Genomic DNA, 17,410 nt, shown 5'->3' with positions numbered 1-17,410 from the left:
AAACCGGCGGGGCTACTCCCCCCGCTCCGGGTCTGAACTATGACTTCATCTAGGGCGTGATGGTCTCGATCGACCCATCGGCCCGGCGGGGCAGCTCCCGGACTTTCACATTGCGCAGGTGCGTTTTACCCGACAGTTCGACATCGTGGTAGAAGATGTACCATTTGCCGTTGAACTCCACAATGGAGTGGTGGGTTGTCCAGCCGGTTACGGGCTTCATGATAACGCCCTGGTACGTGAACGGACCGTAGGGCGTATCGCCCGTGGCATAGGCCAGCAAATGGGTATCGCCGGTCGAGTACGAGAAGTAGTATTTGTTTTTGTACTTATGCATCCAGCCTCCTTCAAAGAACCGGCGGTCGTGATCACCACCGAGTAGCGGCTTCCCGTTCTGGTCCAGAATCTGCACATCTTTGAGGGGCTCATCCAGCGTAAGCATGTTTTTACTCAGTCGGGCAACCTTAGCGCTCAGCGCCGGTTCGTTATCTTTCTTCAGATCGGTTTTGGAGCCGTTGGCCTCGTACTTGCCCGTATGCCACCGTTGCAGCTGCCCGCCCCAGATACCACCCAGGTACATGTAGGAAGTGCCGTCGGTATCGGTAAACACCGCCGGATCAATACTGTAGGTACCCGCCATCGGCTGCGGCTCGGCTTTGAACGGACCCGTCGGCGACTTGCTGGTAGCTACGCCAATCCGAAACACATCCTGCTTGTCCTTAACCGGGAAGTAGAGGTAATACGTCCCGTTTTTATAGGCTGCATCGGGTGCCCAAAGCTGCCGCCCCGCCCAGGGAATATCTTTCAGATCGAGGGCTACGCCATGATCGGTCACCTTGCCACCAATTTTATCCATTGACAAAATGTGGTAGTCGCGCATGTTGAAGTGTCCGCCTTCGTCGTCTTCGGCTACGTTGGCTTCGATATCGTGCGAGGGGTAGATATAGATCTTCCCGTTGAAGACGTGGGCCGAAGGATCGGCGGTGAAAATATGGCTAACCAGCGGCTTCGGCGCGCTGGCCGACTGGCAGACCCCGGCACTGGCACAGGCCGCTACCAGCGCGGCCACCAAGAGTGACCGATTCATGACTAGGGATTGGACGAGATTTTTGGTACGCATATCAGACTAATAGGGTTTACAGTAAACAAAAAGCGATCAGCGCGATTCGGCCGGCGGAGTACGTAGCGACGAGGCCCGGACCACAAGCTCGTAATTAAGCAGGATCGTGTTGGTTGTATTGATGCGCAGCAGCCCGTTCAGGTGATTGATCAGGCTTTGGGCCGCTATTTCGCCCATTTCCTGACCGGGATAATGTACCGTTGTCAGGTTGGGCTCGATCACCTGCGAGACCGGGTCGTTATTGAAACCAACCACGGCGATATCGCCGGGAATCGAAAATCCGTTGGCTTTCAGGGCGCCCATGCAGCTTACGGCGCAAAAATCATTGGCCACAAAAAGCCCGTCGGGTGGCGATGCCATATGTTTGATATGATCGGCCATCTGCAGGCCATCCTGCCGGGTCAGGTTGGTTAGCTGCACCAGCGCATCGTCGACGGTTAGCCCGTGATCCATCAGAGCGAGCTTATAGCCTTTGAGCCGGTCTTCATATACGTTCCGTTTTATGTTGCCGGTCATGTGCATAATCCGGCGGCAGCCCTGCTCGATGAGGTGACTCGTTGCATCGTAACCCGCCTTTACGTTGTCGATCACGATGTTGGTGCAGTTTTTCTGGGGCATGATCCGGTCGAACAGGATCATGGGGATGCCTTTCTGAAAAAAAGTATTGAAGTGATCGAGGTTTTCGGTGTCGGCCGCCAGCGACACGAGCAGCCCGTCGACCCGGCTGTCGAACATCGTTTTGGCGTTGGCGACTTCTTTCTTGACCGACTCCAGCGACTGGCTGATGATCAGGTTGTAGTTGGCGTCGTTGGCTACTTTCTCCATACCGGCCAGCACCGTCGACATGAAGTAGCTATCGAGCCGGGGCACAATTACGCCGATCGTGCTGGTACGCTGGCGTCTCAAATTACTGGCAAACATATTGGAGCGGTAACCCATCTCCTTCGCCTTGCTGGCGATCATATGTTTGGTATTGCTATTGATAGCGGGGTGATCATTCAGCGCCCGACTCACTGTAGCTGGTGATAACTGCAGCAGTCTGGCTATGTCATAGATCGTTACATCTTTCTCCATGCTAAACTTCCTTACCGGTGGTGGTAAGGCAAAATACGGCTTAATCCTGTAAACTACATTTGCAATCGGTTGAATAAAGCGAGCCGTTTCCGTCATTCGCGGCATAAATATGCATAAACTATCAGTAACGCGCTGTAATTATTGACCAATACCTACCCAAAAGAAGGATAAAATTAGATTATTTACTGGCACTAGGGTTTTCCCTAATAAGATTTTTCTCATAAAAAATTTTTATGCAACCGATTGCTTTACTAGAAAAATAACAGGAATTTTATAGCCAAAACACCTATGTCTTCTATAGCATAGGTTGTCTGCTACTTATATCAATTTTTTAAATTCCTGATTTACAAGAGATTGCTTGTTAAAGTACCAACTCTTTAGGTTTTAACAGTCAGCCGCTTCACCATCAGGGATTTGTCAACTTATTTAAACTCTTTGTACACTTTATGTTATTTCCACGATTACTAAACTCAACGGCGCTGTCGCTGGCTCTCCTGCTGCGACACGCTGTTCGACCGACACTGTCGGTTAGCCTGCTTACCCTGAGCAGCCTCGGGTCGATCGTTATGGCTCAGACAGCCCAGGTGAAAGGCGTGGTGCTGGACGAGAACAGTCAGCCCTTACCCGGCGTCAGTATCGTCATCAAAAACACCCAGCGCGGTACATCGGCCGACGCTGAGGGCCGGTTCTCGCTGGCAGCCGCTCCCGGCAATACCCTGGTGCTGTCGCTGGTCGGTTACGAAAGCAAAGAGGTGACGGTTTCCAACAGTACGGCCGATCTGCGGGTACAGATGGCCCCGTCAGACAACCAGCTCAACGAGGTAGTAGTCGTCGGCTACGGTACCCAGAAACGGTCTGACCTGACGGGTTCGGTTGTATCGCTCGATTCCAGAGCCCTCAAGGAAGTACCCGCAGCCAACGTATTACAGGCGCTGGCAGGCCGGGCCGCCGGGGTTGACCTGGCCCGTACCGGTACGGCCCCCGGCGCCGGTGCCCAGCTCCGCATTCGGGGAAACCGCTCGCTGAGTGGCTCGAACGACGCCCTGATCGTGGTAGACGGCGTTCCCTACGGCGGTAGCCTGAACGACCTCAACACCGACGATATCGCGACCATGGATATCCTGAAAGATGCGTCGGCAACGGCCATCTACGGGTCGCGGGGTTCGAACGGGGTGCTGATCATCACCACGAAACGGGGTAAGATCGGCAAACCGGTTATCAGCTACAACGCCTATGCCGGGCAGAACACCATTCTGGGCCAGTATGACCTGCTCAACGGACAGGAGTTCAAGGCCATGCGCGACCTGGCGCAGTACAGCGCGGGCTACTCACCCGACGAACTGGCCGGTGTGGCCGCCGGAACCTCGACCAACTGGCAGGATCTGCTTTACAAGAAAGGCTTCGTGACCAGCAACGAGCTGAGCCTGTCGGGCGGCACCGAAAACACCCAGTACGGCTTCTCGGGTGGCTATTTCAAAGAAACCGGTGTGATTACGGGGCAGTCGTTCGAACGGTTTTCGCTGCGCACCTCGATCGATACCAAGCTGGGCAGCCGCGTAAAAGTGGGCCTGACCAACCTCAGCAACCTGAACTATACGCGGGGCGAGGGCATCAACCCCATCTACAATACCCTGCGACTCAGCCCCCTGACATCGCCCTACAACGCCGACGGCACGCCTAACCTGCGGCCACTGCGGGGCACCATCGACGAGCTGTCGAGTATGAACCCGATTACGCTCGAAGACCAGAACGCCATTGTACAGCGTCGCCGGCGGATCACGACCTTCAACAGCCTTTACGGCGAGGTGCAGATCATCGACGGCCTGAAGTACCGGCTCAACGTCGGGCTCGACTTCCGCCAGGAAAACTTCGGCCAGTACATCGGCCCCAACACCATCATCAACCCGGGCTCTACTCTGCCCACGCAGAACAGCGCAGCCGTACAGAACGGCGAATCGTACCGCTACACGGTCGACAACATCGTTACCTACGATAAAGTCTTTGCCGAGAAACACCACCTTACGTTTACCGGTCTGTACGGCGTTCAGCAGGACCGTGGTTTCACGAACCGGGTCGAAGCAACGGGTCTGCCTGCCGATTATATCCAGTATTACAACCTGAACCTGGCCAGCGGCACGCCCGTAGTGCCGGCGGGGGGTAACAACAGCTTCAACCGAAGCGGACTGGTATCGATCATGGCCCGGGTCAACTACGTCTACTCCGATCGCTATCTGCTTACGGCTACGTTCCGTCGCGATGGGTCGTCGGTCTTTCCGCAGGGCACCTGGCTCAACTACCCGGCTTTTGCGGTGGGCTGGAACATCAGCAACGAAGAGTTCCTGAAAAGCAATACCCTCATCTCGCTGCTGAAACTGCGGGCCGGGTACGGTATTACGGGTAACCAGGGCATTCCGTCGGGCGCCACCCGGGGCAGCCTGTCGACCAACCGCTACAACTTCGGCAGCAACAACGTGCTGGGCTACTTCGTCAGCTCGCTGGGCAACCAGGACCTGCAGTGGGAATCGACCAGCAACGTCAACGTAGGGGTCGACTTCGGTTTGTTCAACAACCGGCTGTCGGGTTCGATCGACCTGTATCAGCAAACCACCGACCGCCTGCTGGTGCAGAAAAACCTGCCCCTGAGCAACGGCGCCAACAGCTACTGGACCAACGCGGCCAAAACCCAGGGTAAAGGGATCGAAGTGGTGCTTAGCTCGGTCAACGTCAACACCAGCAGCGGGTTCAAATGGACCACCGACCTGAACTTCGCCATCAACCGCGAAGAGATTCTGGCGCTCGAAGACCCGACCAAAACGCAGGACATCGGCAACGGCTGGTTCGTGGGTCAACCGATCAACGTCATCTACGACTACAAGAAAATAGGCATCTGGCAAAGCAACGAGGCCGATCGGGCGGCTCAGTTTGGCGCGGTACCGGGTCAGATCAAGCTCGAAGACCTCAACAACGATAACCGCATTACCGATGCCGACCGGTCGGTGATCGGCTCGTTCCAGCCGAACTGGATCGGCGGTATGACCAACCGGTTCAGCTACAAAAACTGGGACCTGACGGCTACGATGAACGCCCGGATCGGCAACACCCTGGTAGCGACCTATTTCCAGTCTGACGGTACCGGCACCGGCTACGCCTTCCTGAACAACGGCCGGGTCAACCAGCCCAAATTCGACTACTGGACCCCGACCAACCCGACCAACGCGTTTCCGCAACCCGCGCCCGGCGACCGGATCAACTACTCCTCTACGCTGGGGTACTACGACGGCTCGTTTGTGCGGATGCAAAGCCTCAACCTGGGCTATACCCTTCCGACCGGCCTGCTGAAGAAGGCGGGGCTGGGCTCGGCCCGGGTCTATATCTCGTCGCGAAACCCATTCCTGCTTTACTCGCCCTTCGTGAGCAACGGTCTGGGTATCGACCCTGAAGGAACCGGCACGGGTGGTGCCGTACCCACCCAGGGCGCTTCGGCCGGCACCGGCGTCAACAACCGGGCCATAACGGTTGGACTGACCACGCCGGCGACGCGCCAGCTGCTGATTGGCGTAAACCTCAAGTTTTAATCTATTCGATAATCCCGGTATATGACGTTGTCAACAACCATGACTATGTATAAATCACTCAAGATAGGCAGTCTGAGCCTGGCGCTAACGGCCCTCCTCGCTACGGGCTGTCAGAACGTTCTGGAACAGGAATTCCGGTCAGAACTAGGTCCCGAATTTTTTGCCACAGCCGGTGGGCTGGAGGGGGGCGTTACGGCGTCCTACTCGATTGCGCGTTTCTTCTGGGGGTCAGAAGGGTTTACCTATACCGAAAACGCGGGTACCGATGAGTCGATCCTCGGCGCCAGCGACGGCAATACAACCTTCTTCCAGTACACCAACATTCTGCCCTCCGAAGGGTCGATCGGGTCGATCTGGAACAACAGCTACCAGGCTATCAACAACCTGAACGGGGTACTCAAGTTCGGCCCCAGCGCCAACATCGACGCGGCCCGCCGAACCACCCTGCTGGCCGAAGCCAAGTTTCTGCGCGGGTTTTACTACTACCTGCTGGTGCGCAACTTCGGTGATGTGCCGCTCTCGCTGAACTTCATCGACGTACCAACGACTTCGGCCTCGCGGGCACCGATTGCCGACGTATATGCCGCCATCATCAAAGACCTGACCGAGGCTTCGCAGGAGCTGCCCAACACCTCGAACCAGTCGAAAGGGCGCGCTACCAAACCGGCTGCGCTGCACCTGCTGGCTAAAGTGTATCTGCAGCGGGGCTGGTCGGCAGCCGCTCAGCCGACCGACTTCCAGATGGCCGCTACGACCGCCCGGACGCTGATCGACAACCAGGCGACCTATAACGTCGGGCTGGAGCAGGATTTTGCCGATGTGTTCCGCGAAGGCAACGAGTACGGCAAGGAGTCGCTGTTCGTCATTGACCGCAATACGGACCCCAGCTATGCCGAAAGCCAGTTCAACAACTCGCCCCAGATTGCGAACGGCAATAAAGAGAACCGCGCCAACTTCTTCTGGGTGTCGCTGTATACCAACGCCCTCAACGTGAATGCGGGCATTCCGGGAGCGCCCAACAACACGGTAGCCGTGATGGACCGCGACGCCCGCAACGGTCGGCCGTTCCGCCGGTTCCGGCCTACCAACTATACGCTGAACACCGCTTTTGCCGATCGCACCACCGATTCGCGCTACTTCAAAACGTTTCAGTCGGCCTGGATTTTTAACCGGACCACCCCCGTTACCACCTCGCGCGGTACGCTGGTAGCCGGTCGGGATACAGCCATCTGGATGCCGGGTGTTGAAGTAACCGAAGCCCAGCGCCGGGCCTTCAAGGGCGTTATCATCTCGCCTTCGCAGTACACGGCCGATCTGCACCCGACCATGACCAAGTACACGGCCGTCAACCGGCTTACGGTCAACGAATCGTCGTACCGGCCCATCATCCTGTTCCGGCTGGCGGATACCTACCTGCTGGCGGCAGAGGCTTACATCAAGGATAACAAACCAGCCGAAGCCGCGGCCATGATCAACGCCGTGCGGCAACGGGCGGCCTACAAAACCACCAACACCCCCGCCCAGAATGCGGCTGCGGCTACGGCACTGGCCATCACCCCCGCGCAGGCTACGCTCGACTTCCTGCTCACCGAACGGACCCGCGAACTGTACGCCGAGTACGCCCGCTGGCAGGACCTGGTGCGGACCAAAACCCTGGCCAGCCGCCTGGCTACCTACAATCCGACACCGGGTTTTCGGGAGTATCATTTGCTTCGGCCCATCCCGCAGTCGCAGATTGACCTGACAACCTCCGGTCCGAAGTTCCCGCAGAACCCGGGCTACTAACCCATGACCGGCTGGCTGACTACTGCATCAGAAGGTAGTCAGCCGGTTTTTACAGAAGTCATCGAACAGACAGGCCCGATACGCTGCGGAGCGTAGATGGCCGACCCGTAATCCTGATCAGTCAGGACCTGACTGACAAGGCAGTAGCAATTATAGGTTTACCGGACAGCCTCCTGCCACCTGGCGGGAAGGCTGTTTTTTCACCTAAGCTACCAACGGAAGACTGCAACTGAAATTCAATCGGTTGAAAAGGGTAGAAGGAGTGCACAGCCGCGTTTATCCGAATGTATACAAACCCCTTAACCTTTTTTTACCTGTATGAAGCTGACAATTGTTACAGCCGCTTTAGTATGCCTCCTCGGGCGGGCAACAGCGTCGCTGGGGCAGCAGATTTCCCGCGAAGAGCTCATCTTCCTGACGCCCGACTGGAAAGGCGAACGCTTTCCGGACGGACGACCTAAAGTGCCGGATGCCATCCTGAAACGGATGAAGCTGGTGACCCACGAAGAAGCCTGGGCTGTGCTCAAAAACGAAAACTACCGGTATCAGTTTACTGGCGACTGGCAAACCATCAACCCCGACAGCGTACTGGTAGGACGGGCGCTGACGGCCACGTTTATGCCCGGCCGACCCGATGTACACCGCGTGACCGACGAAAAAGGACATACCAAAGATGGACGCGTAAAGTCCCAGAACGCCTGGCCTATCGACATGCTGATAAAAGGCGATGTGTACGTGGTCGATCAGTTTGGCATGCACGAAGACGGACCGACCATTGGCGACAACCTGGGCAACTCGATCTACGCCAAAACGGGCAACGGCATCGTTTACGAAGGCGCCGTTCGGGACGTGGCCGGGCTGAAGGAGATTGGCGGCTTTACGTCCTACTTCCGCAGCTATCACCCCTCCCACCACAACCCCGACGGAAACCTGAACACCACCCTGGTCGGCATCAACCGCCCTACGCGCATCGGTAAAGTCATGGTCATGCCCGGCGATGTGGTACTGGGCCGCGACGGGGGTGTCTGCTTCATTCCGCCCCACCTGGCCGAGAAGGTTGTAAAAACATCGGAGATCATCCGCCTGCGCGACATGTTCGGCCACCAGCGCCTGCGCGAGCAGAAGTATACGCCCGGCCAGATCGACACCCGCTGGTCGGCCGAAATCGAGAAAGACTTTTCGCAGTGGCTCAACGCCCACGTGAACGAACTGCCCGTACCGAAAGAGCAGATTCAGGAGTATTTGAAAACCCGTACCTGGTAAACCGAACGCCTACCCCTTACCGAACCATGACTAAACCTACCTCCCGGCGTTCGTTTCTGACCAAGAGCGCCATCAGCACGGCCCTGGCCGCCACTACGTTCTCAACCTTCGGCGAAGGCCTCGAAACGGCGGTTCATAACGCGCCCCTGTCTTCGGCCCCATCTGACCTGAAAATAACCGATATAAAATGCGGCTACACCCGAAACGGACACAGCCTCTTCGTGAAAGTACATACCAACCAGGGCATCTGGGGCTGCGGTGAAGCCGTCGATGCCTCGGTCGGCACCTACCACCTGGTTAAAATGATGGGCCAGCGCATCAAGGGCAAAAGCCCGCTCAACGTGAACCGGCTGTTCGAAGACGTTCGGCGGTCGGGTTTCTTCGAAGGTGCGCAGGCCGGTATCTATATATCCGTTCTGTCGGCTATCGAAACGGCCCTGTGGGACCTGGTCGGTAAAGCCCTCGGCATGCCCGTCTACCAGCTGCTGGGCGGTAAATTCCGCGATAAAATCCGTGTCTACTGCGATACGGGCGCCTACCGCGAAACCGACACCAGCCCCGACGCCTTCGGCCGAAGCGCCAAACGAGCCGTCGACATGGGTTTTACGGCCGTTAAGTTCGACATCGACGAGCGCAACGACCCCAACAAGTACGACGCCTACAACTGGACCGCCAGCCAGGGCGAACTGGAGCGGATGTACAACCAGATTGCCAGCGTCCGGAAAGCCGTTGGCCCGAAAGTCGATATCTGCGTCGACATGCACGGCCGGTACGACGTCACCACGGGCCGGCGCGTGGCCAAGATGATGGAACCGCTGAACCTGCTGTTTCTGGAAGAGCCGATCCCGGCCGAAAACCCCGAAGCTTACCGCCAGATCCGCGAAGCGTCGAACACGCCGATCTGCGCGGGCGAGAACCACTACCTCGCCCACGGGTTCCGGAAGCTGCTCGAAATCGGCGCCGTCGACATCATCATGCCCGATCTGCAAAAAGCGGGCGGTCTCGGCGAAGCGCAGCGGATTGCCAACCTGTCGAATCTGTATTACGTACCCTTTGCGCCCCACATGGTAGCCTCTTACCTGGGCGCCATGGCGTCGAGCCACGTTTGTGCGTCGGTGCCGAACTTCCTGATTCTGGAGTGGCAGATTTATTTCCACGAGGAGCCGATGTTCAAAGAGGTCGTCACCTTCGACGGGCCGATGGTGAAAGACGGCTACATCCCGCTCTCCGAAAAGCCCGGTATCGGGGTCGAAATCAACGAGGAAGGGATGCGTAAATATGCCCCCAAAGACGTTCCATTTTTTGTATAAGCCAGACCGAATGCCCACTTGACTATGTTGACTTACCCAACGTTTCTTTCTTTTCAAAAACGAGTTCTGGCTTTCGCCTTCCTGGCGTTGGTCAGCGCATCGTCAGTTTGGGCCATCGATCCCGATTCGTACGTCGCCAGCCGAAAAAGCAAGGGTTCCTTTGCGCTTTCTGCTGGCGGCCGGTCGACTCCGCTCCTGACCAGCCCGACCGACTTTCCGGGGGTTGTTCGGGCCGTCAGGAACCTCCAGGCCGATATCCGGCAGGTGACCGGGGCCGAGCCAGCGCTGATGACCGGCAACCCGGCCTCCGCCAGAGAGCTGGTCTTGATTGGCACGCTCGGCAAGAGTCCGCTGATCGATCAGCTGGTAAAGGCCCGTAAGCTCGACGTGTCGGGTATTGTTGGTAAGTGGGAAACGTCGCTGACCCAGGTGGTCGATAAACCCATGCCGGGCGTTGATCAGGCGCTGGTCATCGTCGGCAGCGACAAACGCGGTACGATTTACGGGATCTACGACCTCTCGGCCCAGATCGGCGTATCGCCCTGGAACTGGTGGGCCGACGTACCGGCCGTCCCGCAATCCAGTTTATATGTGCTGCCCGGCCGTCATTCGCAGGGTACGCCCGCCGTCAAGTACCGCGGCATCTTCATCAACGACGAAGCACCCGCCCTCTCGGGCTGGTCGAAAGAGAAATTTGGCGGCTTCAACCACAAGTTCTACGAACACGTTTTCGAGCTGATTCTCCGGCTGAAAGGCAACTACCTCTGGCCCGCCATGTGGGGCAATGCGTTTTACGACGACGATGCCATGAACCCGAAGCTGGCCGACGAGTACGGCGTCGTAATTGGCACCTCCCACCACGAACCCCTCATGCGGGCCCATGACGAATGGCGACGCTATGGTCAGAAAACACCCTGGAACTACCAGAAAAACGATTCGACCCTGCGCGAATTCTGGCGAACCGGCATCCGGCGCATGGGCACCAACGAAAGCATCATAAGCGTGGGGATGCGGGGCGACGGCGACGAGCCGATGAGCCGCGAAAGCAACACCGCCCTGCTCGAACGGATTGTGGCCGACCAGCGGACCATCATCGGCGAGGTAACCGGCAAGGCCCCGTCGCAAACGCCCCAGCTCTGGGCCCTCTACAAAGAGGTGCAGGAATACTACGAAAAGGGGATGCGCGTACCCGACGATGTTACCCTGCTCCTCTGCGACGACAACTGGGGCAACATCCGCAAGCTACCGGCCGTAGGTACGCCCAAACGCAGCGGAGGCTACGGCATCTATTACCATTTCGACTACGTAGGTGGCCCGCGCAACTACAAATGGCTCAACACCAACCCGATTGCGCGCACCTGGGAGCAGATGCACCTGGCCTACGAACACGGCGTCGACCGAATCTGGATTGTCAACGTCGGCGACATCAAACCGATGGAGTTTCCGATCGAGTTTTTCCTCGATTACGCCTGGAACCCGGCCCGGTGGCCCGCCGGCAAACTCCCCGACTATACCCGGCTCTGGGCCGAAAAACAGTTCGGCGCCAAACACGCATCGGCGATTGCCCAGATTCTGACCCGCTACACCCAGTACAACGCCCGCCGGAAACCCGAACTCCTCTCGCCCACGACCTACAGCCTGACCAATTATCGGGAAGCCGAAACCGTAGTGGCCGACTACAACAACCTCCTGGCCGAGGCCGAACGGATCGGGCGGGAGCTACCGGCTACGCATCAGGACGCTTATTTCCAGCTCGTATTGCACCCCGTCAAAGCCTGCGCTACCGTAAACGAGATGTACGTAGCCGCCGGCCGGAACCAGTGGTACGCCAAACAGGGCCGGGCTGCTACCAACTTGCTGGCTCAACAGGTTGAACGGCTCTTCGAGCGCGACGCGCAGATCAGCCGCTTCTACAACGACACCCTGGCGGGGGGCAAATGGAGCCACATGATGGACCAGACCCACATCGGCTACACCTACTGGCAACAGCCCGAAAAAAACAAAATGCCAGCCGTTCAGACGCTGACCCTGCCCCAGCCAGCCAATATGGGCGTAGCCATCGACGGATCGGCAGCCTGGTGGCCGGCCGAGTCGGGCGAGGCCGTTTTGCCCGCTTTCGATGCCTTTCATCAGCAAACGTCGTACATCGACGTATTTAACCGCGGCCAGACGCCGTTTCGCTTTACGGCCGAATCGGGCGCGCCCTGGCTGAAGCTGTCGTCGTCGGCCGGCAGCGTCGATCAGGAAACCCGCCTGCTGGTCAGCATCGATTGGAAACGGGTACCGGCCGGCACCCAGCGCGCGCCCATCACGATCAGCGGGCCGGATGGCAAACGCATTACGGTACAGGCAGTGGTACATAATCCGGCGGGGCTCCAATCCGATGCCCTGGCGGGTTTTGTAGCCAGCAACGGCTACGCGTCCCTGAAGGCCGATCTGCCCAGCCGCACCGTCGAAACCGGGTCGACAACCTGGTTGCGCATTCCGGATATTGGCCGGACGGGCTCGGGCATGACCATAGTGCCGGTTACCGCAGCCAGCATCGACAAGCCGGGTGGCGCATCGCCCCGGCTCGAATACCGGGTTCATATCGCCGAAAGTGGACCGGTTCAGGTACAGACCTACCTCTCGCCCACGCTGAATTTTAACGACAACAAAGGCCTGCGATTCGCTATTTCGTTCGACGACGAAGCGCCCCAGGTGATCGACATCCACGCCAGCGAAACCAACAGGGTATGGGAGCAGTCGGTAGCCAATAACGTACGCCTGATCACCTCCCGCCATACGATCGGCCAGCCCGGCGAACACGTGCTGAAGATCTGGGTGGTTGACCCGGCGGTGGTTTTCCAGAAAGTCGTGATCGATCAGGGTGGCGTAAAACCCAGTTACCTCGGCCCGCCCGAACGCGTATCGCCAGCCCGACCAAGCGCCAACTAACGATAACCGGAGCACCCGGGATTCACTGGCTACAACCAGCAAAACGCCCGATCCGATTCAGTACTCGAGAACAGACACATGATTGATCTTCCTCCCAGCCACCCCGCCACCCGCGATTTTCTGGACGAAAACTTCATCCTGGAAACCGAAACGGCCCGTTACCTCTACACTGAGTTTGTACGGGACCTGCCGATCATTGACTACCATAATCACCTGTCGCCCGCCGAAGTGGCGCTCGACAAACGGTACGACAACATGACCGAGATCTGGCTCCAGGGCGACCACTACAAATGGCGGGCCATGCGGGCCAATGGCGTTCCGGAAGCGCTCATCACGGGTAGCACAGACCCCTGGCGGTCTTTTAACGCCTGGGCCCATACGGTTCCGTACACGATGCGGAACCCGCTCTATCACTGGACGCATATGGAATTGAAAAAACCGTTTGGCATCGGCGATCTGCTCAACGAAGCCAGCGCCCGCTCTATCTACGACCAGTGTAACGAACAACTTCAGTCGCGATGGACGGCCCGTGCCCTGCTGACCGAGCATAAGGTGCAGGTCATCTGCACCACCGACGAACCGGCCGACGACCTGCGTTATCATCAGCAGCTGGCCGACGAAGGGACCGACCTGACCATGCTGCCGACGTTTCGGCCCGACGCGCTGTTTCCGGCATCGGGCCAGGCCTGGCGCGATCGCGTGGCAGAGCTGGCTTCCGTCAGTGGCCTGGCAATTACGAGCCTAGACACCTTTCTGGAAGCGATGCAGCGACGGATCGATTTCTTCCACGAAACAGGCTGCCGGGCCGCCGACCACGGCCTGGCGCAGATGCCGCTGGCAGCCGCCCGCAGCAGCCAGCTCGACACCGCTTTCCGACAGCTGCTAGCCGGCCAGACAACCGTTACGCCCGACCAGATCGACCAGCTGACGGGCTGCATCCTGCTCGAACTAGGTCGGATGTATCACCAGCGCGGCTGGGTGCAGCAGTTTCACCTGGGTGCGCTGCGTCAGGTCAACACCCGGCTCACCAAACAGATCGGCATCAACATCGGCGTCGACTCCATCAATGATCTGCCGCAAACCGCCCGGCTGGCCCGCTTTCTCGACACCCTCGACCAGAGCGGGCAACTCACCAAAACGGTGCTCTACAACCTGAACCCGGCCGACAACGAAACCTTCGCCACCATGATCGGGAACTTCCAGGGCGAGTCCACGCCGGTCGTATCCACGCCGGTCGTATCCACGACGGGCGCATCCACGACGGGCAGGATGCAATGGGGGTCGGCCTGGTGGTTTCTGGACCAGAAAGACGGGATGGAAACCCAGCTGAACGTTCTCTCGAATATGGGGCTGCTGAGCCGGTTTATCGGCATGGTGACCGACTCGCGGAGCCTGTTGTCGTTCTCGCGGCACGATTACTTCCGGCGTATTCTCTGCAACATCATCGGTACCGATGTCGAGAAAGGCCTGCTGCCCAGAGACCTTACCTGGCTGGGGCAGATGACCGCCAACATTGCCTATCACAACGTCTCGACCTTTTTTGACTGGAAACACTAACCCGACCCCAGGAATGACCGGACAATCTCAACCCGCAGCGACCTCGGCCGTTGGCAAACGGAGCAACTACCGATGGATCATCGTAGCCCTGCTCTTTTTTGCCACGACTATCAACTACCTCGACCGGCAGGTTATCAGCCTGCTGAAGCCGATTCTCGAAAAAGAGTTTAGCTGGACCGAGTCCGACTACGCCAATATCGTAACGGTCTTTACGTTTTTCTACGGCTCCAGTACGCTGTTGGCTGGCTACATCATTGACCGGATCGGCACGAAGCTGGGCTACATCGGCGCTATTCTGGTCTGGAGTCTGGCCGCTATGGGCCATGCGCTGGCGGGGGGTACGCTGGGTTTCATGGTAGCCCGGGCGCTGCTGGGCATTGGCGAAGCGGGTAACTTCCCGGCCTCGATCAAGACCGTTGCCGAATGGTTTCCCAAGAAAGAACGGGCGCTGGCGGTGGGTGTGTTCAACGCCGGGGCTAACATCGGGGCCGTGGCCGCTCCGGCCGTTGTACCCTGGCTGGCGCTGGTTGCGGGCTGGCAGATGGCCTTTATCGTTACGGGCGCCCTGGGCTTCGTCTGGATTGTGGCCTGGTGGATCTATTACGAAGTGCCGGCACGGCACCAACGGGTCAACGCGGCCGAGCTGGCCTACATCACCGACGAGCCCGTTGCCCCAACCGTGGCCGGCGATGCGGCTGCCACCGACCTCATTGCCGATGCGCCGAAAGCCCCTTATGCCATCTTCTCCAACCGGGCAATCTGGGGGTTCATGGGCGGCAAACTCCTCACCGATCCGATCTGGTGGTTCTTTCTGTTCTGGCTCCCGTCTTACCTGGCCAGCATCTATAACCTCGACCTCAAAAAGCTGGGCGGTCCGCTGATCATCATCTATCTGGCCGCAACGATCGGGAGCGTAGGCGGTGGCTGGCTCTCCTCGACGCTGATTCAGAAGGGCTGGCATCCGACCCGGGCGCGGCAGTATGCCATGGCCCTGTTCGCGGTCTGCGTTACGCCCGTCATGCTCATCAGTCAGCTGAGCAGTATGTGGCCCGTTATTGCCATCCTGTCGCTGGCCGTGGCTGCCCACCAGGCCTGGTCGGCCAACATCTTTACCGTGGCCGCCGATCAGTTTCCGAAGCACGTGCTGAGTCGCGTAGTTGGGTTCGGCACCATGGCCGGTACGCTGGGGGGCGCTATGTTCCCCCTGCTGGTTGGCCGGATTCTGGATCATTACAAAGCGCTGGGGCAGCTATCTGAAGGATATTACGTTATTTTTTACATAGCCGGGCTAGCGTATCTGGTAGCCTGGACTCTGCTCTACGTGTTTGTGTTCCGCCGAAAAGTGGCCACCACCTGATCAGTTTGCTGAGTCGAAACTGGCATCGGTCAGCCGGGTAAAGGCCGGGATCAGGAAGCACGTTACGTGCTGGTTTACGTGTTTTTTTAGCTATGCGGAGGCCTCGTCGGCATGAACCGTCGGGGTCCTCTCTTTACAAAGTGTACGTTTATGGGAATGTTACAAACCATGCGCTGGTTCGGGCCAAACGACCCGGTTTCATTGATGGATATCCGGCAGGCGGGGTGTGCCGGAGTGGTTACGGCCCTGCACCAGATTCCGGTCGGTGAGGTATGGCCAACAGCCGCCATCGAGCAGCGCAAACAACTGGTTGAAGCCGACAACGATCGGTATTCGGCCCTGCACTGGGCCGTAGTCGAGAGCCTGCCCGTTCACGAAGCCATCAAGAAAGGCCAGCCCGAGCGCGCGCAGTACATCGAGAATTACAAGGCGTCGATTCGCAACCTGGCCAACTGCGGCATCCGTACCGTTTGTTACAACTTCATGCCGGTCCTCGACTGGTCGCGCACGAACTTGAGCTACGAGATGCCCGACGGATCGCGGGCGCTGCGGTTTGTGTGGGAAGATTTTGCGGTATTCGACCTCTGCATCCTGAAACGCCCCGGCGCCGAAGCCGACTACGAACCCGAACTCATCGAGTCGGCCCACCGCTCCTTCGCGCAGATGACGCCCGACCGCGTTACCGAACTGGCCAACATCGTGCTGCTGGGGCTGCCCGGCTCCGAAGAGGCCTTTACCCTCGATACGTTTCAGGGCCTGCTCGACGACTACGCGACCATTGGCGATACCGAGCTTCGGAATAACCTGTATTACTTCATTCAGCAGGTCGCGCCGGTGGCCGAAGAAGCTGGCGTGAACCTCTGTATCCACCCCGACGATCCGCCGATGCCGCTGCTGGGTCTGCCCCGCGTGGTCAGCACCGAGTCCGATCTGGCCCGGCTGATGGAGGCCTGTCCCGTAACCGCCAACGGCATTACGTTCTGCACCGGCTCGCTGGGTATCCGCCCCGACAATGACCTGCCGGGCATGATCAGCCGCTTCGGCAACCGGATTCACTTCGTCCACCTCCGCACCACGAAACAGGAACGCACCGACGGCTGGCGCAACTTCCACGAAGCCGACCACCTGGCGGGCGATGTAGACATGTACGCCGTTGTCAAAGCCATTGTGCTGGAGCAGCAGCGCCGGGAGCGGACCGGTACCGGCGTAACGGCCATCCCGATGCGCCCCGACCATGGTCATCAGATGCTCGACGATCTGCACAAGAAAACGTATCCGGGCTACTCGGCCATTGGACGGCTGCGCGGACTCGCCGAGCTGCGGGGCCTGGAGCTGGGCATCACTCGCAGCCTGGCCGACCAACCGGCTCAGGCATCGTACCAAACGTATGCCAATACCCTTTGAGCGGTCTGAAAAGCCTATTCGCTGACAGCCA

10 protein-coding genes are annotated in these 17,410 nt (G+C 58.5%); 8 read left to right on the top strand and 2 right to left on the bottom strand.

Going from position 1 to position 17,410, the window contains the following annotated elements; genetic code table 11:
- Positions 1-49: 49 nt before the first annotated feature.
- Positions 50-1,084, bottom strand: coding sequence for a glycoside hydrolase family 43 protein (locus tag EQG79_RS20165; RefSeq protein ID WP_129603487.1), 1,035 nt, complete (start codon positions 1,082-1,084; stop codon positions 50-52).
- A 69-nt stretch (positions 1,085-1,153) separates the two neighbouring features.
- Positions 1,154-2,191 carry a LacI family DNA-binding transcriptional regulator gene (locus tag EQG79_RS20160; protein WP_129603485.1) on the bottom strand — a complete coding sequence of 346 codons (1,038 nt, stop codon included), beginning with the start codon at positions 2,189-2,191 and terminating at the stop codon, positions 1,154-1,156.
- Between the two features lie 446 nt (positions 2,192-2,637).
- Between EQG79_RS20160 and EQG79_RS20155 the strand changes: the two genes are divergently transcribed.
- From EQG79_RS20155 to uxuA, 8 genes are all read left to right on the top strand, one after another.
- The gene (locus tag EQG79_RS20155) at positions 2,638-5,766 is read left to right on the top strand and encodes a SusC/RagA family TonB-linked outer membrane protein (RefSeq protein WP_129603482.1); all 3,129 of its coding nucleotides are present in this window, start codon (positions 2,638-2,640) and stop codon (positions 5,764-5,766) included.
- A gap of 45 nt (positions 5,767-5,811) precedes the next feature.
- Positions 5,812-7,551: a RagB/SusD family nutrient uptake outer membrane protein gene (locus EQG79_RS20150; RefSeq protein WP_165358929.1), complete on the top strand. Its 1,740-nt coding sequence runs from the start codon at positions 5,812-5,814 to the stop codon at positions 7,549-7,551.
- A 318-nt stretch (positions 7,552-7,869) separates the two neighbouring features.
- Positions 7,870-8,814 carry an RraA family protein gene (locus EQG79_RS20145; protein ID WP_077919356.1) on the top strand — a complete coding sequence of 315 codons (945 nt, stop codon included), beginning with the start codon at positions 7,870-7,872 and terminating at the stop codon, positions 8,812-8,814.
- 26 nt (positions 8,815-8,840) lie between these two features.
- Entirely contained in the window at positions 8,841-10,124 is a 1,284-nt protein-coding gene (locus tag EQG79_RS20140) for a mandelate racemase/muconate lactonizing enzyme family protein (RefSeq protein ID WP_077919357.1), read from the top strand.
- Between the two features lie 24 nt (positions 10,125-10,148).
- Complete coding sequence (locus EQG79_RS20135; protein ID WP_129603478.1) at positions 10,149-13,061, top strand: glycosyl hydrolase 115 family protein; 2,913 nt, start codon at positions 10,149-10,151, stop codon at positions 13,059-13,061.
- A 78-nt stretch (positions 13,062-13,139) separates the two neighbouring features.
- The gene (uxaC, locus tag EQG79_RS20130) at positions 13,140-14,618 is read left to right on the top strand and encodes a glucuronate isomerase (protein ID WP_129603476.1); all 1,479 of its coding nucleotides are present in this window, start codon (positions 13,140-13,142) and stop codon (positions 14,616-14,618) included.
- 13 nt (positions 14,619-14,631) lie between these two features.
- A complete protein-coding gene (locus EQG79_RS20125; RefSeq protein ID WP_129603474.1) occupies positions 14,632-15,975 on the top strand; it encodes an MFS transporter in 1,344 nt (447 codons plus the stop codon).
- 150 nt (positions 15,976-16,125) lie between these two features.
- Positions 16,126-17,379 carry a mannonate dehydratase gene (gene uxuA, locus EQG79_RS20120; protein ID WP_129603472.1) on the top strand — a complete coding sequence of 418 codons (1,254 nt, stop codon included), beginning with the start codon at positions 16,126-16,128 and terminating at the stop codon, positions 17,377-17,379.
- The last annotated feature ends 31 nt before the right edge of the window (positions 17,380-17,410 follow it).

Source organism: Spirosoma sordidisoli (genome assembly GCF_004138325.1).
Taxonomy (GTDB): Bacteria; Bacteroidota; Bacteroidia; order Cytophagales; family Spirosomataceae; genus Spirosoma; species Spirosoma sordidisoli.
This window is presented reverse-complemented; position numbering and strand designations above follow the sequence as displayed.